Annotated in this window: 20 protein-coding genes, 1 tRNA gene and 1 pseudogene; 13 read left to right on the forward strand and 9 right to left on the reverse strand. The window is 68.1% G+C overall.

Annotation, left to right across the window (positions count from 1 at the left end):
• Nucleotides 1–28: 28 nt before the first annotated feature.
• Complete coding sequence (locus OXG79_06745) at nucleotides 29–970, forward strand: aldo/keto reductase (GenBank protein ID MCY3783468.1); 942 nt, start codon at nucleotides 29–31, stop codon at nucleotides 968–970.
• Nucleotides 971–1,090: 120 nt separating this feature from the next.
• Here the strand turns inward: OXG79_06745 and OXG79_06750 are convergent, their stop codons facing one another.
• A complete protein-coding gene (locus tag OXG79_06750) occupies nucleotides 1,091–1,921 on the reverse strand; it encodes a PmoA family protein (protein MCY3783469.1) in 831 nt (276 codons plus the stop codon).
• 36 nt (nucleotides 1,922–1,957) lie between these two features.
• Complete coding sequence (locus tag OXG79_06755; protein MCY3783470.1) at nucleotides 1,958–3,070, reverse strand: phosphotransferase; 1,113 nt, start codon at nucleotides 3,068–3,070, stop codon at nucleotides 1,958–1,960.
• A gap of 347 nt (nucleotides 3,071–3,417) precedes the next feature.
• On the opposite strand from OXG79_06755, the gene OXG79_06760 reads away from it, so the two are divergent.
• The 4 genes from OXG79_06760 to OXG79_06775 all read left to right on the forward strand — a co-directional run bounded on the left by OXG79_06760 (nucleotide 3,418) and on the right by OXG79_06775 (nucleotide 6,561).
• Nucleotides 3,418–4,335: a sugar phosphate isomerase/epimerase gene (locus OXG79_06760; protein MCY3783471.1), complete on the forward strand. Its 918-nt coding sequence runs from the start codon at nucleotides 3,418–3,420 to the stop codon at nucleotides 4,333–4,335.
• Nucleotides 4,336–4,536: 201 nt separating this feature from the next.
• The gene (locus OXG79_06765) at nucleotides 4,537–5,352 is read left to right on the forward strand and encodes a phytanoyl-CoA dioxygenase family protein (protein MCY3783472.1); all 816 of its coding nucleotides are present in this window, start codon (nucleotides 4,537–4,539) and stop codon (nucleotides 5,350–5,352) included.
• A gap of 127 nt (nucleotides 5,353–5,479) precedes the next feature.
• Nucleotides 5,480–5,749 (forward strand): hypothetical protein, encoded by a 270-nt coding sequence (locus OXG79_06770; protein ID MCY3783473.1) that lies wholly within the window; start codon nucleotides 5,480–5,482, stop codon nucleotides 5,747–5,749.
• Nucleotides 5,746–6,561, forward strand: coding sequence for a phytanoyl-CoA dioxygenase family protein (locus tag OXG79_06775; protein MCY3783474.1), 816 nt, complete (start codon nucleotides 5,746–5,748; stop codon nucleotides 6,559–6,561). Before OXG79_06770 ends, OXG79_06775 begins: the two co-directional genes overlap by 4 nt.
• A 9-nt stretch (nucleotides 6,562–6,570) precedes the next feature.
• Here OXG79_06775 and OXG79_06780 read toward each other — a convergent pair.
• Nucleotides 6,571–6,696: pseudogene (locus OXG79_06780) on the reverse strand (antitoxin, Phd family protein).
• A gap of 200 nt (nucleotides 6,697–6,896) precedes the next feature.
• On the opposite strand from OXG79_06780, the gene OXG79_06785 reads away from it, so the two are divergent.
• Both OXG79_06785 and OXG79_06790 read left to right on the forward strand, forming a co-directional pair.
• The gene (locus tag OXG79_06785; protein MCY3783475.1) at nucleotides 6,897–7,535 is read left to right on the forward strand and encodes a GNAT family N-acetyltransferase; all 639 of its coding nucleotides are present in this window, start codon (nucleotides 6,897–6,899) and stop codon (nucleotides 7,533–7,535) included.
• A 152-nt stretch (nucleotides 7,536–7,687) separates the two neighbouring features.
• On the forward strand, nucleotides 7,688–8,581 hold the full coding sequence (locus OXG79_06790) for a hypothetical protein (GenBank protein MCY3783476.1): 894 nt from the start codon (nucleotides 7,688–7,690) through the stop codon (nucleotides 8,579–8,581).
• 238 nt (nucleotides 8,582–8,819) lie between these two features.
• On the opposite strand, the gene OXG79_06795 is transcribed toward OXG79_06790, so the two are convergent.
• Complete coding sequence (locus tag OXG79_06795; GenBank protein ID MCY3783477.1) at nucleotides 8,820–9,443, reverse strand: GNAT family N-acetyltransferase; 624 nt, start codon at nucleotides 9,441–9,443, stop codon at nucleotides 8,820–8,822.
• Between the two features lie 51 nt (nucleotides 9,444–9,494).
• On the opposite strand from OXG79_06795, the gene OXG79_06800 reads away from it, so the two are divergent.
• Nucleotides 9,495–11,057 carry a hypothetical protein gene (locus OXG79_06800; GenBank protein MCY3783478.1) on the forward strand — a complete coding sequence of 521 codons (1,563 nt, stop codon included), beginning with the start codon at nucleotides 9,495–9,497 and terminating at the stop codon, nucleotides 11,055–11,057.
• Here the strand turns inward: OXG79_06800 and OXG79_06805 are convergent.
• The gene (locus tag OXG79_06805) at nucleotides 11,054–11,341 is read right to left on the reverse strand and encodes a hypothetical protein (GenBank protein ID MCY3783479.1); all 288 of its coding nucleotides are present in this window, start codon (nucleotides 11,339–11,341) and stop codon (nucleotides 11,054–11,056) included. The genes OXG79_06800 and OXG79_06805 overlap by 4 nt on opposite strands.
• 126 nt (nucleotides 11,342–11,467) lie before the next feature.
• On the opposite strand from OXG79_06805, the gene OXG79_06810 reads away from it, so the two are divergent.
• Both OXG79_06810 and OXG79_06815 read left to right on the forward strand, forming a co-directional pair.
• Nucleotides 11,468–11,983, forward strand: a complete 516-nt coding sequence (locus OXG79_06810; GenBank protein ID MCY3783480.1) for a hypothetical protein — start codon at nucleotides 11,468–11,470, stop codon at nucleotides 11,981–11,983.
• Nucleotides 11,984–12,285: 302 nt separating this feature from the next.
• Nucleotides 12,286–12,360, forward strand: a tRNA-Gly gene (locus OXG79_06815).
• Between the two features lie 95 nt (nucleotides 12,361–12,455).
• Here the strand turns inward: OXG79_06815 and OXG79_06820 are convergent.
• Nucleotides 12,456–12,584 carry a hypothetical protein gene (locus tag OXG79_06820; GenBank protein ID MCY3783481.1) on the reverse strand — a complete coding sequence of 43 codons (129 nt, stop codon included), beginning with the start codon at nucleotides 12,582–12,584 and terminating at the stop codon, nucleotides 12,456–12,458.
• Between the two features lie 118 nt (nucleotides 12,585–12,702).
• Here OXG79_06820 and OXG79_06825 point away from each other — a divergent pair, with 118 nt between their 5' ends.
• Nucleotides 12,703–14,070 (forward strand): ATP-binding protein, encoded by a 1,368-nt coding sequence (locus tag OXG79_06825; GenBank protein MCY3783482.1) that lies wholly within the window; start codon nucleotides 12,703–12,705, stop codon nucleotides 14,068–14,070.
• Between the two features lie 60 nt (nucleotides 14,071–14,130).
• The gene (locus OXG79_06830) at nucleotides 14,131–14,799 is read left to right on the forward strand and encodes a uridine kinase (GenBank protein ID MCY3783483.1); all 669 of its coding nucleotides are present in this window, start codon (nucleotides 14,131–14,133) and stop codon (nucleotides 14,797–14,799) included.
• Nucleotides 14,800–14,914: 115 nt separating this feature from the next.
• Here the strand turns inward: OXG79_06830 and larE are convergent, their stop codons facing one another.
• Genes larE through OXG79_06845 form a run of 3 tightly spaced genes read right to left on the reverse strand, consistent with a single transcriptional unit; the run spans nucleotide 14,915 to nucleotide 16,666 of the window.
• The gene (gene larE, locus OXG79_06835) at nucleotides 14,915–15,808 is read right to left on the reverse strand and encodes an ATP-dependent sacrificial sulfur transferase LarE (GenBank protein MCY3783484.1); all 894 of its coding nucleotides are present in this window, start codon (nucleotides 15,806–15,808) and stop codon (nucleotides 14,915–14,917) included.
• A complete protein-coding gene (locus tag OXG79_06840) occupies nucleotides 15,792–16,226 on the reverse strand; it encodes a M67 family metallopeptidase (protein MCY3783485.1) in 435 nt (144 codons plus the stop codon). The genes larE and OXG79_06840 overlap by 17 nt, the downstream gene beginning before the upstream one ends.
• A 2-nt stretch (nucleotides 16,227–16,228) precedes the next feature.
• The gene (locus OXG79_06845; protein ID MCY3783486.1) at nucleotides 16,229–16,666 is read right to left on the reverse strand and encodes an Rrf2 family transcriptional regulator; all 438 of its coding nucleotides are present in this window, start codon (nucleotides 16,664–16,666) and stop codon (nucleotides 16,229–16,231) included.
• A gap of 1,271 nt (nucleotides 16,667–17,937) precedes the next feature.
• Between OXG79_06845 and groL the strand changes: the two genes are divergently transcribed.
• Entirely contained in the window at nucleotides 17,938–19,602 is a 1,665-nt protein-coding gene (groL, locus tag OXG79_06850; GenBank protein ID MCY3783487.1) for a chaperonin GroEL, read from the forward strand.
• Nucleotides 19,603–19,766 lie beyond the last annotated feature (164 nt).

The raw sequence follows: 19,766 nt of genomic DNA on the forward strand, positions 1-19,766 counted from the left end.
GCCGGAATGACGAGGACTGGAGAACGGCATGACGGAACGAGAGCTCGGGACCACGGGCGCACGCGTGAGCAGCCTCTGCATGGGGTGCTGGGAAATCGGCGGCTTGTCGTGGGGACCGATGGCGTCGCTGGACGCGGTGGCATTGGTCCGCGCGGCGTTCGACGCGGGGATTACGACTTTCGATACCGCCGAGCAGTACGGCGGCGGGCGCAGCGAAACCGTGCTGGGCAAGGCGCTGGAAGGCGTGCGCGGCGAGACGGTCCTCGTGACGAAGGTCGGCTATCTGCCCGGCAGCGACGGCGCGCAGGATCTGCATCTCGACTTTGAGCCCCAGGACTTCTCCCCAGCACGGATTCAGCAGGCGTGCGAGCTGTCCCTGCGGCGTTTGCGCACGTCGTACATCGACGCGCTGCTGCTGCACGACCCGCCGTTGCAGATCGTGCGGCAACCGGAACCGTTCGAGGCGCTGCGGCGTTTGCAGCAGGCGGGCAAGATTCGCTGGTGGGGCGTGTCGGCGTCACCGTTGGCGGCGGCGGAGGCTATCCGGCTCTGGGACGCCCCGGTCGTCGAGTCCCCGTTCCATCTCGCGGACGACAGCGTGGCCCGTCACGTGCTGCCGCTGGCCGCCGAGCGCGGCACCGGCGTTCTGGCAAGGTCGCCGTTCGGCAGCGGCATCCTCATGCTCGACGAGGCGGGCATCGACCGCCTGCCGGTCACCGACTGGCGCCGCCGCCAGACCTTCCGCGATCGAGTCCGAGAATTGACCGGTCTGCGCGCACGCTTGAACGCGATGGCGGACTCACGCGACGAGCCCGCGCACGAGACGGCCATTCGCTACGTGCTCGGTCACGAGGCGGTGTCGTGCTCCATCGTGGGCATTTCGAGCGAGCAGGACATCCAACGCAACGCGCCCGCCGGCGACCCGCCGCACCTGAGCGCCAAGGAGATCGCGGAGCTCAAGGGTGGCTAGTTAGAAGTCCGTTCGCCCCTTCGGTGGACTCAGGGCAGGCTCTGAGCTTGTCGAAGGGCGCCGTTCATGGTTCGACGGGCTCACCACGAACGGCTTGCTGGCGCTTCGGACGGAGCCTGTCTATCGGCCGTGCTCGGCCCGGAACCGGCGGAATAGCCCGTCGATGTCCACGTCGTCCGGGCCGCCGTCGTGGGCCACGAACCGCGCGCCCAAGGTGAAGGACTCGCCCGGGTCCAGCGTCATGGCCGCGTGCCGCCACGGTCCCACGTAGACCGGGCCGTAGTCGCGGGTGAACCAGGGCGTGTCCGCGACCTCGGGATAGGGAAAGATGGCGACGCCGGCGACATGGTCGTGCGTCACCGCACCGGAGTAGTCCACCCAGTCCGCGTGGGTGTCGAACGTCGCGGCCTCGTTGCGGGCGCCCGTGGCGCTGCGGATTTCGCCGCCGTCGAGCACGTCGATCTGGTCGGCGATGCGCAGCGCCAACCCCGCGTCCTTGTCCTGCCCGAACTCCACTGGGGCGTCCGGCGCGGAGAGGGTGGAGGTCACATCCACGGCCACATGCCCGGCCCAAAGACGCACGCCGGTGCGACGCCGCTCATGCAGCACCAGGCCGTCGCCGCCTTCGACCCACTCGATGCGCTGGTCGAAGGTGACGCCGTCCGCACAGATGTCGGTGCGCATGTCCCGAACCAGGATCCGGGGCGGCGGAAAGATGCCCAGCGTCTCGGGGGCCCAGAAGTTGAGGCCGTTGACATCCGTGTGCCCGATCCAAAGCGACAGATGGTGCGGGTGGTCCGCCGGCCCGGCCTGCGTGACCACGTGGCCCTGCACGGTGCGCACCGGAAAGACGTAGGGCCGGTAGAGCCCCTGCTGCACCGCCGCCAGGTAGCGCCCGTCGGCGAACACCTTCAGCTGGCGCTGGCGCTCGAATACCTCGTATCTGGGCATGGCCGTCCTGATTGCGTCGGTCGATTGCGAGGCAGTCTACGCAAGTGGGCGCGACCGGTCTGACAACGACGCCACCAGTCCCACGCAGTCCAGATCGACCACCGCGTCGGCGATGCGTTCCGCCAGGACGTCGAAGACCGACCAGCCGGCCGCGCCTTCGGGCAGGACCCGCGTGGTGAGCACGACGATGCGCGAGAGCACGTCTGCCATTGCGAGGCGGTAGTCGGTCAGGCACTGCTCGGCGGTGTAGCCGGTCACGCCGCCACGCGTCAGCGCCTGACGATAGGCGCGCAACGTGTCCATTTCCAGACTGCGCCGCGTGTCGCGGTCCGTTGCCGACACCAGGAAATAGGCCACGTCCATCAGGCCCGGGCCGCGGAGCATCACCTGCCAGTCGACAAATGCCGCCGGAGCGCCGGCGCCATCCGTCTCAAACATCACGTTGTCGGGGCGGAAGTCGCCGTGCAGCAGGGTCGGGGGCGCCTGGGACAAGGCGCGGCGCACGATGTCGAGGCCATCGAGCAGCGGCGGACCGATGCTGGTGCACAGGTTGGGCAAGCGGCCCTGGTATCGCTCCACGAACTCCGGCCAGGCCTCACGGCAGATGGAATGGCGCGTGGCGGTCAGCTCGTCGAAGACTGGAATCCAGTCGAGGGAGGAAAGCGCCGGGCTGTCCCACCAGGCGGCGTGCATTCCGGCCACGCAGGCGACGGCCGACTGGACCTGCTCCGGCGAGCACCCCGCGGCCGGATCGCCGGCGCGGGCCGGGGCGAGGTCTTCCAGCAGCAGCACGTAGCGCTCGCCGTCGTGGGCCGCGACGTGCAGCGTGGCGGTGGGCACGCCGGCGCGATCGGATAGCTCGCGGTAGAAGCGGATTTCGCGGGAGGCCGCGCCGATGCGCCGGATCAGCTCGCGGGTGATGGCGTTGGGGCTGTGCAGCTTGACGATGAAGCTGGGCGGCGCGCCGTGCGCCTCGCCGTCGTAGGTCGCGCGCAGACGCCGCAGCTGCCCGGCGAAGCCCTGGCTGCCGCCGAGTGGCTCGACCTGGACGGACGCGACCGCTCCACCGGTGAGCGCGCCGCTCGACCGCAGCGCGTGCGTGAGCCAGGCAGCGTCGATGGCCGCCGCGTCGGCGGGAATGTCAGGCATGGGCGGGTGCTTGGGGGAATGCTCCAAGGATTCACCAATCATGCCTGCCGAGGTCTGGCCGGACCGAAGGGCGGTGATCGCCAAGCCCCGACATTTCCGCGGAGGTAGACCTTCGCCAAGTCCGGTCGGACCAAGGATGATCGCAGCAATCCCTCGCGCCCCTTGGTTCAGTGAAGGGTGGATTCCCGCCTTCGCGGGAATGACGAATGGGTGCGCGAGTGTCTCCGGAGGCGTGCATCCAGGCTCGCCTCGCTCGTCGCGAACAGAGTTTGCTGCACGTTGGCACCCGGCAGGCGACTACACTCCGGTCGCACCGCCAGAACAAGCAACCTGCGGGGCCGCTCCTCATGCCTAACCACGCCTTCACCTATAGCCTCGTGGTCAACGAGGTCAGCGACGACCTTGAGCAGTCCATGTCGTTTGCTCGGACCCACGGTATGTCGGCCCTCGAGCTGGACACGGTGTGGGGCGTGCCCATCGAGACGGCCGACGCCGAAGACCACGCGCGCGTCCGCGACGCCCTGCAACGCACGGGACTGGAACCGGCCATGGTGCTGTCACCCGCCTTCAAGGTCCTGCGGCTGGCCGACGCCGATCCCGACGACATCGCGTCGCTTTCCGGATGGCGCGAGCACCTGAGCGAGCTCGAAGCGGCGATGGACTTTGCCGCGGCCATCGGCTGTCCGCGCGTGCGGCTATTTACCGGTCGTCGCGACGTGGGCGGCGACAACCCCAGTCCCCGCCTGCCCGACGGGGGAGGTCTGCCCACCGAGCGTCTGGCGGCGATCCGCGCGATCCTGCTGGATGCGGCGCGACGCGCCGAAGACCGCGGGCTCACGCTGTGCGTGGAGAACGTGCGGAGCTGCTTCGGCAACACGGGCCTCAACACGGCGGCGATTCTGGCGGCCGTCGACGATCCGGCCGTGCGCGCCATCTGGGACCCGGCCAACGACTTCGTCAGCGGCGGGGAAGACTTTCGCCCGGGATACGAAGCGGTCAAGCCCTGGATGGTCCACGTCCACGCCAAGGACGCCACCGAGGTTGATCCCGCCACTGGGCTCACGGCATGGACCGCCATCGGCCAGGGCGACCTGGACTGGCCGGCGCAGATGCGCGCCTTGATCGACGACGGCTACGGCGGCCACATCAGCCTGGAAACCCATTGGCACCCGGACGGCCGCAACCGCGCGCAGAACTCCCACGACTCCTTCATGGGCCTGCGCCGAGCGATTCAAGAGGCCGAGGCTGGGTTGCCTTCGGCTTGATGGGAGCCAGTCCGGTCCCCTCTCCCTGGAAAGAGGGCAAGGGTGAGTGGATGACCGGTCTCAGTCCCGCGCGCAAGCGCACAGAGATTCGGATAATGGCCGCAGCGCGTCGCCGCGACCCGGCGGATCCGACCACTGCGATCGACCTGAGAGGGACGTGGCCGAAGAACGCTTCGTGCTGGAGAGGATGGCGCCCGCTCCATGACTACCGCCGCCCTGCCCGCTGAGACCGCCGCGCGTCTGGATATGCGCCAGATGGCGCAGTTCGTGATGGACGGCTTCATCGAGTTTGACGACCTGGTGCCGGAGGACCTCAACGCCGCGGTCCACGAGGAGCAGCTTCGCGCGCCTCGCGACGCCACCTGGGATCCCAAGATTCCCGACGCGTTCCTGGACACCTCGCCCGCCTCCCAGACCGTGCTGGAGCTGCCGCGCGTGAAGGCGATTCTCGCCACGCTGCTCGGCCCGTCCTACATCCACGACTGCTCCTTCCTGCACATCACCCCGGCAAACCAGCGAAGCTCACAGACCTGGCACGTCGACCACGACCGCGACGGCCGGCGGCTGACGCGTGAGGACTTCTACCGCTTCAACATCCTGATCGCCTATTTCTCCCACGACGTGCCGCGCGAGATGGGCCCCACGCTGATCCTGCCGGGGTCGCACCTGCGCCAGGTGGGCCACGACATCTCGCGCTACCGCAACATCGCCGGACAGCAGCATCTGGCCGGTCCCGGCGGGCGCATCGCCTTTCTGCACGACGCGCTGTGGCACTGCGCCCAACCGAACCTCACCGACCAGCCGCGATTCATGTTCAAGGTGCGCTATCACTCCGCCGAGCCGCAGGGTGGGCACTTCGACGCCACCGGTTGGGACAGCCTCGAGATGTGGCGCCTGTTCCGGGACAACGTGAATCGTCACGCCTGGCAAGGCTCCGCCTGCGATCGCATCGCCGCCCTGCGTGACGACTGGTGGCGCTACCTTTGTGGGGCCGATTCAGAGAGCGTAGCGGCGTAGGCGGCCAGGTCAGCCGGTCGCTCGCCGCGTCCGCAGCCGCGCGCGAATGCACAAAGATTTGGATAATGGCCCCGGCGCGTTGCCGCGATTTGCCGGATCCGACCACGCGGATCGACCTGAGGGGGACATGGCCGAGGAACGCCAGCAAATCCTCATCCTGCATGCGAACAGTCTCAACCTCACCGCGCCGGTGGTGGCCTGGGCGCTGTTCGACGGCACGCGGCCCAAAGACGATCAAATGAAGACCGGCGACGCGGACGAGCCGCCCTATGCCAGCGTGGTGGACGCCATGCGCGACGGCTGGCGCGTCATGCAGCTACCCCAACCGCCTGGCGAAATTGATCCCGGTTACCTGGACCATGAATTCGTGCTGGAGAGGATGGTGCCCGCCCCATGACTACCGCCGCCACGCCCGCCGAGACCGCCCCGCGTCTGGATATGCGCCAGATGGCCCAGTTCGTCATGGACGGTTTCATCGAGTTCGACGACCTGGTGCCGGAGGACCTCAACGCCGCCGTCCACGAGGAGCAGCTGCGCGCGCCCACCGACGCCCGCTGGGAGCCCAAGATTCCCGACGCGTTCCTGGACACCTCCCCCTCCACGCAGGCCGTGCTCGAGCTGCCGCGCGTGAAGGCGGTGCTCGCCACGCTGCTCGGCCCGTCCTACATCCACGACCACTCCTATCTGCACATCACGCCCGCGGGCCAGCGAAGCGCCCAGTCCTGGCACGTCGATCACGACCGCGACGGGCGGCGGCTGACTCGCGAGGACTTCTACCGCTTCAACATCCTGATCGCCTACTTCACCCACGACGTGCCGCGTGAAATGGGCCCCACGCTGATCCTGCCGGGGTCGCACCTGCGCCAGGTGGGCCACGACATCTCGCGCTATCGCAACATCGCCGGACAGAAGCACCTCTCCGGTCCCGGCGGGCGCATCGCCTTTATCCACGACGCGGTCTGGCACTGCGCCCAGCCGAATCTCACCGACCAGCCGCGCTTCATGTTCAAGGTGCGCTATCACCCGGCCGAAGCGCAGCGCGGGCACTTCGACGCGACTGGTTGGGACAGCCTGGACATGTGGCGCCTATTTCGCGACAACGTGAACCGCCACGCCTGGCAAGGCTCCGCCAGCGACCAGGTCGCCGCCGTCCGCGACGACTGGTGGCGCTACCTCTGCGGGGCGGACGCCGAGGATGTAGCCGCGTAGGGGGCGAGATCAGCCGGTTGGTGGCCGCTTTCGCAGCCGCGCGACGACTTCGCCGGCGGGCTGAACCTCGCCGGACGCAATCTGCCGCTCGCCCAAAGCCAGAATCTTGAGCAGCGCCAGCGTCTCTTGCATTTGTCTGTCGCTGATTCACCTGGTCGGGTCGGATTGCTGCACGGCCCGCCTCCTTTCGGACCAAACGTAGACCAGATTTTGCTTCGATCACACGGCGGTCAAGCACGCGGCGGATCGCGCGGTGTATGGTCGAAGCGGCGTGCACGTTGCTCGGGAGTCCGTGCCGGTCGCGATAGGCCGGGCCGGTCGCTATGGTCGCCTGCATGAGTCAAGTGCCCGCGGATCTGACGTTTCGACCGGTTGAGGCGGCGACCTGGGGGGACTTGGAGCGGCTGTTCGAGTCGCGGGGCGGACCGTCCTATTGCTGGTGCATGCCGTATCGGGCGACGCCGGAGGAGAACCGGAACCTCAACCGCGAAACGCGGAAGGAAGGCATGCAGGCGCGGGTGATGGCGGGCGTGCCGGTGGGTCTGCTGGCCTATGCCGGCGGCGAACCCATTGGCTGGTGCTCGATCGCGCCGCGTCCCACGTTTCCCCGGCCCAACACATCGGCGGTCCCAGGCGCGGCGCGCGCCGACGATCCGTCGGTCTGGTCACTGACATGCTTCTTCGTGCCGCGGAGATTGCGCGGCTGCGGCCTGGTGTCGCGTCTGCTTCAGGCCGCGCTGGACTATGCCCACGAGCAGGGCGCGGCGGCGGTTGAGGCCTATCCGGTCGATCCCGACTCGCCGAGCTACCGCTTTGGCGGGCTCCGGCCCATGTTCCGGGCCGTTGGCGCGCGCGAGCTGGGTCCGCTGGGACGTCGGCGGCATGTTGTGCGGGTCGAGCTCGCGGGCGAATCCCCCTCACCCCAAACCTCTCCCGCGGTGGGGAGAGGGGGTTCCGACGACCTGCTCGACTGAGGGTCGACAACACAAAGTGAGGTGGAATCCCGGGCTGCGCGCAGCCCGGGCCACCGAACAGGCCGGGCGGCCACAGGGGCCGCCCCTACGCCGAGCGGACCGGCACGCGGCGAGTTGTGCATCCGCCCTGATATGGGAGCCTATCCGCCGTTATGGGATACCTCGTAGCAGCCGTGGCGCTGGCGGTGTCGTTTGGGCTGATTCAGCGCGCGGCGCAGCGACGGCGCGGGCACTACTTTTACGTGTCCGTCACCAACTACGCCGTCGCCACGCTGGTGGCGCTGGTGTGGGTGGCCGCACGGGGCGGCTGGGAGGCGTCGGCGCTGGCCTATTGGGTGGGCGCGCTCAACGGCGTCGGATTCGCCGTGCTCTTCGTGCTGCAGTACTTCATGCTCGGGCAGCGGGGCGTGGGCGTCACCTTCGCGCTCGGCTCACTGTCGCTGCTGGCCCCGATCAGCGTGTCACTGGTGGTGTTCGGGGAGCCGGCCGAAGCGATCACGCTGGTCGGCATCGCGCTGCTGGTAATTGCCGCGCCCCTGATCGCCTATCGCCGCATGCCCATGCTGCCGGCGGTGAGGGTGGGCCTCTATTGGGCGGTGGTCGCCGGTCTGCTGGGATTCACCGCGGGCACGCTGATCTCGTGGAAGGTCATCAGCGAAGTCACGCCCAGCGCCGACCGCGACGCGTTCGTACTGGCGACGTTCGCCGGCGCGACGGTGACGGCGGGCGTGACGCTTGCCATCCGACGCTGGAGCGAGGGTCCGGGTCCGCCGTTGCGTCGGCAGGGTCAGGCGGGCGCGCCGGCGTGGATTCCGCTGCCGATCGTGATGGGCGTCGGCCTGGGGCTGTGCAACGTGGTGCAGCTTTGGGTGTTTCTCGCCGCCCTGCGCGAGGTGCCGGGGGCGGTGGCTTTTCCAGTGCACAGCGCGGGCACGGTGCTCGTCATCACGGTGGCCGGTTGGATCGTCTGGCGCGAACGGCACGGGCCGGTGACGTTGCTGGGCATCGCGGCGGCGCTGGCGGGGCTGGTATTAGTCAACCTCTGAGCTGTGCGTGGAATCTCCTCACTCCCGGATCGTGTCAGGGTCAGGCTCTAGCCCCCTCCCCTGGGAAACCATCGAATAGTGAGGTAGGGGCGGGACTGAGACCCGCCCGACACCAAGCATTTGGCGCGCATTCAGGTTTGGTGAGGGTAGATTCCCGCCTTCGCGGGAATGACGGAGGGGCTACGCAAATTCCTCCCTGGGGAGAGGGGACCGGATGCCCGGGTGCTGGCGCTCGCCCTCAGCCAGCTTTTCGGTAGCCGGATCTCGTGAGCGCCAGGTCGAGGTCGGCGTCGCTTTCGGTCCCGGCTGAGACCGTGCCTGCCTCGACCGCGAATCCCAGCGACTCGAACATGCGCCGGCTGCGGACGTTTTCCGCGTCGACGCAGGCGTAGATCACGTCCACGCCCTCGCGGCGGAATCCGAAATCGAGCAGCAGGCCCACGGCCTCGCGGCCTAGCCCCTGTCCCCACAGGGCGGGGACTCCAATGGCGATGTCGATGCGCCGCACGTCCTCGTCCGGATGACGCGCCGCCAGCCGCTCCAGGTTCATGCACTGCAACCAGCACTCGCCGATGGGCTCGCCGTCCGCCTCCATGAGAAAGCAGTGCGCGTTGACCGAGATCGCGCGGTAGATGCGCTGCACCTCGTCCAGCGTGCGTGACTCAATCTCGTCGCCCTCGGCCCACGCCAGCACCTCGGGATCGTTGTTCCAGGCCAGCAGCGGCGTCCAGTCGCCCTCGGTCAGCGGCCGCAGCAGCAGTCGTGGTCCGCGCAGCGTGACGTCATGCGCCCGAAGCGTCGCCGGAGGATGCGTCAATGCCCGGCGGTGCTCGTCTGTCGTGGCGTGAGCGTCGCTGCACATGCGGGCGGGCCTATACTTCGCCCGGTTGGGCCGCAAGCTGGCGAGTCTCCCATGAAGCTGCGCAACGTCAACACCACCGACATCGCCGCCGCCATCGAGGCGGGCGCGCGGACGATGGCGAGCGTGTTCAACGCGGACGACGACGACATCCCGTTCTTTGGCTCCCAAGTGTGGCCCGACCCGCGCCTGGCGTTCAGTTCGGTGCACTCCGAGGGCCACGTTCCGGGGCGACACCTCAACGCGCTGCTGACGGCGGAGTCCCTGGGGTTCCCCATCGACGAGGCGGCAGTCGAGAAGCACGCGCGGGCGGCGTTCTTTTCGTATAGCGGTTCGGTGCCGTTGCCGCTCAACCGCGAGCGCGTCGACGGTCCGCTGGTGAACTTTCGTCCACACAACGTGCGCGAAGGCTTCCACGCGCTCTACGCCTTGGCGCGCTTCCGAGACTCGGTCCAAGCGCGCGATGTGGCGGAGGCGAGCATTGGGGCCATCAACGAGCTGTGGGATCCCGATCGCGACTGGGACTACGAAGGCGCCGCGCGCGCGCACGGCATCGACGTCAAAGTCGAGACCACCTTCATCCGCGGGGTGGGGCGCGCCATCGGTCCGCTGGTCAAGTACTACCGTGCGACCGGCTACGGCCCGGCCCTGGAGCTGGCCATCCGGCTCAAGGACAAGGCCGTGGCGGACCACTTCACGGCCGACGGCAGCTACTCCACCGAACGTTTCGGTCCGCACACCCACTCCACCACCTGCGTCATGTCCTCGCTGGCGCAGCTGGCCGATCTGATGAACGACGCGCCGTTGATGGGGCGCGTGCGGACGTTCTACAGCCGCGGGCTGTGGGAGATCCGCGACGAGCTTGGCTGGGTCATCGAGAGCAGCCTGCCGGACGCTGAGCCAGATTTTGGCGAGGTCAACAACACCGGCGACATCCTGGAAACGGCCCTGATTCTGGGTCGCTGGGGCTACCCTGACGCCTTCGACGACGCCGAGCGCATCCTGCGCGGGCACTTGCTGCCCAGCCAGCTCCGCGACGTGTCATGGATTCGCGAGCCGTCCGAACCGGGCGGCGGCGATGGCCGCCGCGACGTGGCCCGGCGTCACCTGGGAGCATTCGGCTTTCCCGCGCCCTACGGGCACCGGCCGGTCGAGGCCACCCGCATTTCGTTCAACATGGACATCGTGGGCGGCGCCGTGGCGTCGCTCTGTGAGGCCTACCGCGACGTGACCCGACACGACGCCGCGGGTCACTGGGTCAATCTGCTATTCGACCACCACACCGAGGAGATCGAGGTCGAGTCGCCGTATCCCAGCGGCGTGCTCGGCATCACCGTCAAGTGGCCCGGACCGCTCTTCGTGCGTATCCCCGCCTGGGCGGACATCGACGATGTCGTGGTTGAGGGCGCGGTCGCAGCCACGCCGCGCACGGGGCGCTATCTCATGGTGCCCGAGCCGCCATACGGCCGCCGTATCACGTTCAGGCTCGATCCGCCGACGAGCGAGATGGTTCTGCGGCACCGCACGCGCGACATTCGGGTCAGGCTTCGCGGCGACGCGGTCGAGGCCATGGACAACTTTGGCCAGGACCTGACGTTTTTCGATCCGATCGACTAGCCGGGCCGGACGGTTTCGCGGAACTCCCGCACGATCCGACGCCGCCGCGCGCGCATGGCCAGGTCGAGATTCGGAGCGTCGGCAGCGGCGGCGAACGCGGCGATGATCTCGCACATGCCGTCCACGGACCCTGGTGACACGCCTTGTGTCTCCGCCCACGCCACCACCGACTCGAGCGCGGCGATTTGGGGCTCGCGCGCCAGGCGCGCGGCCAACTCGGCTTGGCGGTCGCGATCGTTTTCCGGTTGAGTGGGGGCGCGCGCCGCCTGTCCTGCACGCGCCATCCGGAACCGCCTTGCGAATCGAATCGGGAATCTGGTGACCACCCTCGGGTTGCGATATACTAGCATATATGGTTGATTCCGCCAATATAGGGTGTATTCTTAGGAAATGATATCGTTCAGGCCAGAATGACTCGCGAATCCCACACCAGCGATGATCCGCGACCGGGGCGAGGTGAGTTCGCCCGGCGGCTGCGGGCCTACATGGGCTATGCCGACCGCACGCTGGACGAGGTGGCGGCGGAGTTGCAGGCGGCCGGCGTCAGCGTGAGCCCCAGCACGGTCAATCGCTGGGCGCGCGGCCAGGGGGCGCCGAGCGTCTTTGCCGCGCGGGAGCTGGGTCGGCTCGTCGAGCGGGCGGGGCTCGCCACCGAGGGCGGCGGCACGGCCTGGCTGCTCGGCGAAGCGCCCGTGGTGTCCGCCGCCAGCCCGGCGCTCGACCGGGCGGTGCGGGACTGGCGCTTCCGCGCCGCAGACGCGGCGCTGGCCGACGCGCTGGGCGAACGCGGCATCCCCGCGGGCTATCGGGCGCCGCTCGCGGAGCTCCTGGCGCGGCTGCTCGAGGAGCTGGCCGACGACCCGGACGGCGCCGGTGATGCTCCGGACCCCCTCACCCCAACCCTCTCCCGCGGGGAGAGGGAGTAGAGCCACCGACTTGGCCTGAGCGCTACCCACGCACCTCGGCTTCCTGGACGGCCCGGTCCGCCGCGCAGATTTCCTCAGGGCCAATGAGCCGGGTCCGGTCCCTTCTCCCTGGGGAGAAGGTGAGGATGAGGGGATTCGTTGACGGCGTGGCCGGTGGCCCAGCCGGACCCCCTCACCCCAACCCTCTCCCACGGTGGGGAGAGGGGGCTCTGGCCAGCGACGCCCGACGCGTCACCGCCGGACGCTCCGCCCGCAGGTGGAGGCGGCTCGCGCTAGAATATCGAGCGGGCCGGTCCCGCCCGGCGGAAGTGGCTCAGTGGTAGAGCATCTCCTTGCCAAGGAGAGGGTCACGGGTTCGAATCCCGTCTTCCGCTCCAATGTCGCGAAAGCTCAAAGTGCCCCCTTGGAGCCTTCGGGTCATGCTCGCATCGCCCTGGGGATGTCTGCGATGGGTTCTCCGTTCGCGCCCTGGCTACGCGGCGGCGCAGACGCCCGTGGCGCCCAAGATCGCCAGCACCACTACGACCACCACCAGAATCAGGCAGCCCCATTCGAGGCAGGGTTGGCTTCTCGTGTCGAGGTCCGGCGAAGGGTCGTCCATTGCTGCGAGTCCCGTCGGCCCTTCGTTTCAGCCGCGCCGCCGCGAGACTACAGTGTGCGGCGATGGGGCGATATTCCGACAAGCACCGTGGATCCGGTCTCCAAGAGAGAATGACGCGATGAACCGCCCGGACCCGATCTCCGACCAGCCCCTGGAGCGCAACGACCCGTTCGGGCTGTCGACGTTCTCCATCCGGCGCTACTCGGTGCAGCACATGGTGCTGCTCTTCACGGTCATCGGGCTCCTGATCGGCACCAACGTCGTCGCCGTGCTCCACGGGAACACCGTCCTGATCGTCCTCGCCGGGACGCTGCTGGGCCTGACGCTCGCCATGACCGCGTTGGTCCTGCACGTCGGCATTCGAACCGTCGCCGTGGAGATCTGGATCCGCCGTTTGGGCATGGGCGACTTCGAATACCGCATCGAGCCCAGGGGCAACGACGAGGTGTCCAAGGCCTGCCTGGCGCTGGAGACGCTGCGGCAGAGCTCCATCCGGGCCATGCAGCTCGACCTGGTGCAGAAGCTCTCCGATGAGCTGCAGGAAAAGAACGCCACGCTGGAAGACACCCTGGACGAGCTGCGGAAGAGCCAAGACCGCATCATCAGCCAGCAGAAACTGGCCGAGCTGGGCGAGTTGTCGGCCGGAGTGGCGCATGAAATCCGCAATCCACTGCAGTTCATCCGCAACTTCGCCACGGCCTCGGAGGACATCGCCGGCCAGATCAAGGCAGCGCCCGAGCAGCCTGACGACGGCGACCTGGAGACGGTGGACGAGTTGACCGAGGACCTGGTGGAGAACATGCGGCGCATCGTGATGCACAGCGAACGCGCCGACCGGATCATTGCGGACTTGCTGGTGATGGGACGTCGCGGCGACGGGGCGTTCGAGCCGGTGGACCTGAATCCGCTTCTGGCGAAGCAGGCGAGCCTGGCCTACCAGGCCGCGCAGGCCCAAACGCCCGGGTTCTCGGCGACGGTCCGCCAGCAGTTGGACCCGGACGTGGGCCGGATCGTCGCGGTACCGGAAGACCTGGCCCGTGTGTTCACCAACCTGGTGACCAACGCCTGCCATGCCGTGGCGGAGCGGGCGGAGCTATCCGGCGACGACTACGCGCCCGAGCTGCGGATCGGGAGTCGACGCACGGCCGAGGGCGTGGAGGTGACCATCCGCGACAACGGCATGGGTATGACGCCCGAAGTCATGGCCAAGATCTTCAGCCCCTTCTTCACCACCAAGGAGAGCAGCCGGAGCACCGGGCTGGGATTGACGCTGTCACACGAAATCGTGCGCGAGCATGGCGGGCAGATCGTCGCGGAGTCGCAGCCCGGCGAATTCACCGAAATGACGGTGCAGTTGCCCAGGAATCCCGGGGATCCGGGCCACATGAGCGAGCGGCTGGCCCGGCGTCCGACCACCGACCTCGGCGTCGACGCCGCGTCCCTAATTGCGGAGGAGCGCGCCGCCCGTGACGCCGAAATGGGGTGACCAAGTGCGTCGTCGATGCGTAGGCGGCGGTCGAGTAGTTGCTTCGAAGACCGACAACCAGTGAGCGCCCGGTCTGATGTAATCCGCGAGCTGACTGCCAAGATTCACTCGCTCAAGCTGGGGCATCCTGCGCGTGTCGCCATCGACGGCATCGATGGCGCCGGCAAGACGTCGTTGGCGGATGAGCTCGTCGAACCGCTCGCGTCGTTCGGTCGTCCAACGATCCGCGCGTCAATCGACGGCTTTCACCGAAGCCGGGCCGAGCGGTACCGCCAAGGCCAAGACTCGGCGGAGGGCTACTACCGCGACTCGTTCGACCATGCCGCTCTCGAAGCGGCGTTGCTCCGGCCGCTTGGACCGGCCGGGAGCCGCCGATACCGCACGGCGATCTTCGACCATCGCGCTGACAGGCCGGTCAGGCAAGAACTCCAGACTGCGGATTCGACCGCTGTTCTGCTCTTCGACGGCGTCTTTCTGCTTCGGCCCGAACTCGTGCACTTGTGGGATTTCACGATATTCGTGAAGACGACGTTCGCCATCGCCCTCGAGCGAGTAGTGTCGCGCGACGCATCGGCGTTTGGCTCCGGCGCTGCCGCCCGAGATCGGTATGAGTCCCGGTATCAACCGGGGCAGCGCCTCTACCTCGCCGAAGCCGATCCCGAGCAGCATGCCGATGCCGTGGTCATCAATGAGGAGGTTTCCAGACCGAGGATCGTCTCGCCTACGTGAGCGTCGGCGGTCGGCGGGCCACCCTAACGAAACCGTGTACGGGTGCCCATGGGATGCCGCGGCGGGCGGCCACAAGGCCCGCCCCTACACCGAACGGAGTTGCCGAGGACCGCCCCTACGGCGCGTCCTGGTCGGCGAGCGGCAGCGCCTCGTTCATCGAGCCGGACCGAAAGCCCTCGAGGTCTAGCGTGACGAAGGCGAAGCCGAGCGCCTTGATGCCGTCCACGATTCGGCGCCGACGCTCCGGATCGTCGACCAGGCGCGGCAGCGCCTCGATTGGGACTTCGATGCGGGCGATGGCGTCGTGGTGGCGCACGCGCAGCTCGTGCAGTCCTTCCGCTCGCAGCAGCGCCTCGGCGCGCTCGACCTGGCTCAGGCGCTCCACGGTCACCTCCGTTCCATAGGCCACGCGCGACGCCAGGCAGGCCTGGGCCGGCTTGTCCCAGGTGGGCAGGTCGAAGCGGCGGGCCAGCTCGCGCACGTCGGCCTTGCGCAGCCCGGCTTCCACCATGGGCGCGCGCGCGCCGCGCTGCCGGCTGGCCGCCATGCCCGGGCGGAAATCGCCCAGGTCGTCCACCACCGGGCCGTAAACCATGTAGGGAATCCCCTGCGCGTCCGCGTAGCGCTGCAAGCAGTCGAACAGCTCCGCCTTGCAGTGAAAGCAGCGCATGCGGTCGTTGCGGCGATAGTCGGCATTTTCGAGCTCGTGGGTCACGATCATTTCGTGGCGAATGCCGATCTCCGCCGCCACTTGCGCCGCCTCGTCGCGCTCGGATTCGGCCAAACTGGCCGACAGCGCGGTCACCGCCACCGCCTCATCGCCGAGCACGTCGTGCGCCACCTTGGCGAGCAGGCTGCTGTCCACGCCGCCCGAATAGGCCACCACCACCCGCGCCATGCGCCGCAGGTTGACCCGCAGCGCGGCGAGCTTGTCGTCGAGCGGCGCGTCGACGTCCGTGGTCGGCGCGTAGCCGGGCGCGGTCGCGGCGGTGCTAATCGGAGTCCCCATCCGCGACGATTACCAGCGGCTCTTCTTCGATGTCCCCGCCTCTGAGCCAGAACGAGCGCGCCACCGGAGCGCTTGGATCGGCCAGCGAGACGATGACGAAGCGCGAGACCTCGCTGTAGCCCGACTCCAGCGCGTGCCGGAGGTCGGTGGCGGAGGGAAACGCCTCGCTCGCCGGGTGGGAGTGATAGAAGCCGAGCACGTCCCACTCGCGCACGTCCTCGATCTCGCGCGTGACGCGGTAGTGATCCTCGGGATGGATCGTGTAGTGCACCCGGCTCTGGTCGATATTGCGGGTGCGGTAGGTCGCCAGCGCCCGATCGCCCGTGCCGCCGATGATGCCGCAGCACTCCAGGGGCGCTTCGTCGCGGGCGTGCGCCACCATGTCGTCCAGCTGGCGGCGGGTGACTTCCAAGGGCATGGCTAGATGCTGTAGGCGGGCCGCTCGCGGGCTTCCTGCATGTCGAGGGCCAGCTCGGCCAGGCTGACCTCCTCGAGCGAGGTCAGGATGGCTGATCGCACGCGCCCCCACACCGGGCGCTGCGAGCAGGTATCCGTCAGCTCGCAGGCCGAGGCGTCCTCCAGGCAATCGAGGATCGGCAGCGGGCCTTCGAGCACGGTGACGATGTCGCTCATGGTGATGGCGTCGGGTCCGCGCGCCAACTCGTGGCCGCCCTGCGGTCCGCGCGTGCTGCGCACCAACCCCGCCTTGCGCAGCGCGCTGAACACCTGGTCCAGGTATACCGGCGGGATGGACATGCGCCGCGCCACGTCCGCGCTTTGAATCGGTCCCTGCCCGTGGTGCATCGCCAGGTCCGTGAGGGCGCGGACCCCGTAATCGCTTCGCATGGACAGGCGCATGGCTCAGGCCGCCTCGGCAGGGATGGCTTCAGTGTGGCACGCGCCCAGAAGCCGCCACAACGCCCGCGAGTTCCAAGTGCGGCATGGCGGGTCGCGGCGGCGCGCGGTCCAGCACAGTTCGGACCAGCGGCCACGGGATCGCCGCAACAACCACGAGCGCCATGACCAAGAACACGGCCCGCGCGAGTCGCGACAACATAGGGCAACGGCAGCATCCGAAAATAGTGACAATTTCTCCAGGAAATAATTGATGCATGAACTTTTGCGAGCTACCGTGCCGATAGGTGGTCAACGACGACTACCCAAAGGAAGGGGGCTCCGATGCCTCATGTACCTACCCGCACACGGGCCGTGGTCGGCGGCGGAATCGTGGCGGTGCTCCTCTTGGCCTGTTTTGGCGCGTGGTCGGCGCGCAAGAACCGACCGATCCACTCTTCGACATCAGTCTCTGGATCACCGTGACGATCACGGCCAGAAACGCTGGCCGGGCGTTCGTGCCGGGCTGATCGATGGCTTTCGACTCCCGGTTTTGGACCGGGACGATCTGTCAACAAGTCGCCACGGTGCTCAGCGTCCCCCCGATGATCGCGGGCTCGTGGCGCCGTGGCGACTTGTTCCGGGTTCCCGGTCGTGGCGACTCGGAACTGAGACAGACCTGACAAGGAGATCAATGATGAAACGACGATTTCTCACCGCGACGGCCCTGATGGTCGTCGGCATCTGGCTGGCGGCTACCGCCGTTGCCAGCGCCGGCATCGCTGGGTAAGCCATAGGCCCAATTGAGCGGCTCGCGATCTTCGTCCTGTCAGTCCCGCTGATTCTCGGGAAGCGGCGCGGTGATGATGCGGCGGCGAAACACGAAGCCTGAACGGATGTCAGCGTGCCGATCCTCGCCGCAACGACCCAATTTGTGCCCGACGTCCTCGCGGCCACGGTGAGTCGGATGACGTGGAGGCGACAAGCGAAGGGCGGGGGCGCCGGTCCCCCGCCCTTCAATCGCCGGCACGGCGCCCGGCTTGACCGTCATTGGCAGAGCCACCTGGGCCGCCGTCTCCCGCCAATGCGCCCGAAGGCAGATCGACGGCGCGCCTGGCGCCTAATGCTTGACGCTCGACTTGGGCGCTCCCTACAATTTTGCGGACGGACCTAGTGCGCAATTCGCACCAAGACACCCCAAAGCCCTTGCCGTGGCGTCGGGCGCCCTCGGCGGCCGAATGCTAGAGGCCCCGACGCACATGCACCGATAACGGGCTGGTCGGAGGAACGACAGCATGCCGAAAGAGATCCTGCTCGATACCGAGGCCCGCGCCAAGCTGGTCAAAGGTATCGATACGGTGGCCAACGCCGTCAAGACCACGCTCGGCCCCAAGGGTCGCAACGTGGCGCTGGGCAAGAAGTACTCCGGGCCCACCGTCACCCACGACGGCGTCACCGTCGCCAAGGACATCGATCTCGAGGACAACTTCGAGGACATGGGCGCCCAGCTCATCAAAGAGGCGGCCAGCAAGACCAACGACGTCGCCGGTGACGGCACCACCACCGCCACCGTGCTGGCCCAGGCCATCATCAAGGCCGGGCTGCGCAACGTGGCCGCCGGCGCCAACCCGATGATCATCAAGCGCGGCCTCAACACCGCCGTGGAGATGGTCGTCGAGCAGGTGAAGGCCGACGCCAACCAGGTGCGCGGTCGCGAGGAGATCGGACAGATCGCGTCGATTTCCGCCAACGACGAGCACATCGGCCAGCTCATCGGCGAGGTGATGGACAAGGTCGGCAAGGACGGCGCCATCACCGTCGAGGAGTCCCGCGGGCTTGAGTTCGAGATCGAGTACGTCGAGGGCATGAAGTTCGACCGCGGCTACATCTCGCCCTACTTCATCACCAACCAGGACCGCATGGAGGCGTCGATCGAGGACGCACTGATCCTCATCACCGACAAGAAGCTCTCCTCGGTCAACGACATCCTGCCGACGCTGGAGAAGGTGACCCAGGCCGGCAAGAAGGAACTGGTCGTCATCGGCGAGGACGTCGAGGGCGAGGGGCTGGCCACCTTGGTGGTCAACAAGCTGCGCGGCGTGCTCAACGTGCTGGCGGTCAAGGCCCCCGGCTACGGGGACCGGCGCAAGGAGATGCTCCAGGACGTCGCCGTCGTCACCGGCGGCACGGTGATCTCCGAGGACATGGGCCGCCGTCTGGACGGCATCATCCTGGAGGACCTCGGCCAGGCCCGGCGCGTGGTGGCCGACAAGGACGACACCACCATCGTCGAGGGCGCGGGCGACGAGGCGGCCGTGCAGGCCCGCATCACGCAGCTGAAAGGCCAGCTCGACGAGACCACCTCCGACTACGACCGCGAGAAGCTGCAGGAACGCTTGGCCAAGCTGGCCGGGGGCGTTGCGGTGATTCGCGTGGGCGCGGCCACCGAAACCGAGCTCAAGGAGAAGAAGCACCGCGTGGAGGACGCGCTGTCCGCCACGCGCGCGGCGATCGAGGAAGGCGTCGTCCCCGGTGGCGGCATCGCCCTGCTCAACGCGGCCAGCGCACTCGACGGCGTTGAGGAAACCCTCGGCGGCGACGAGCTGGTGGGCGCGCAGGCGCTGCGCCGCGCGCTCGAAGAGCCGCTGCGGTGGATCGCCACCAACTCGGGCGCCGACGGATCGGTCGTCATCGAGGAAGTCCGCCGCCGCCAAGAGGCCGAGGGTTCCAAGAACATCGGCTTCAACGTGGTTGACGAGGACTTCGTGGACCTGGTCCAGGCCGGCGTCATCGACCCGGCCAAGGTGACCCGGTCCGCCCTCGAGAACGCCGTGTCGATCGCGGGCATGATCCTCACCACGGAAGCCCTGATCGCCGACGCGCCGGAGGACGAAGACGCAGCCGCCGCGGCAGCAGCCGCAGCCGCCGCCGGCGGTGGCATGGGCGGCATGGACTTCTAGTCCACGCCGACCAATGGTCGAGGCCCCGCCATTGCGCGGGGCCTCGGTCGCTTAAGGGGTTGGACCCACGGCGGCTGATTCGCTGCCTTGGCGAGCTGCGCCATCGGTCGGGCGCCCACAAGACACCCCAGGTGCCTAAGGTGTCAAGCCGCGAGCGGTTCGAG

This window comes from Chloroflexota bacterium (genome assembly GCA_026706485.1).
Lineage (GTDB): Bacteria > Chloroflexota > UBA11872 > UBA11872 > UBA11872 > JAJECS01.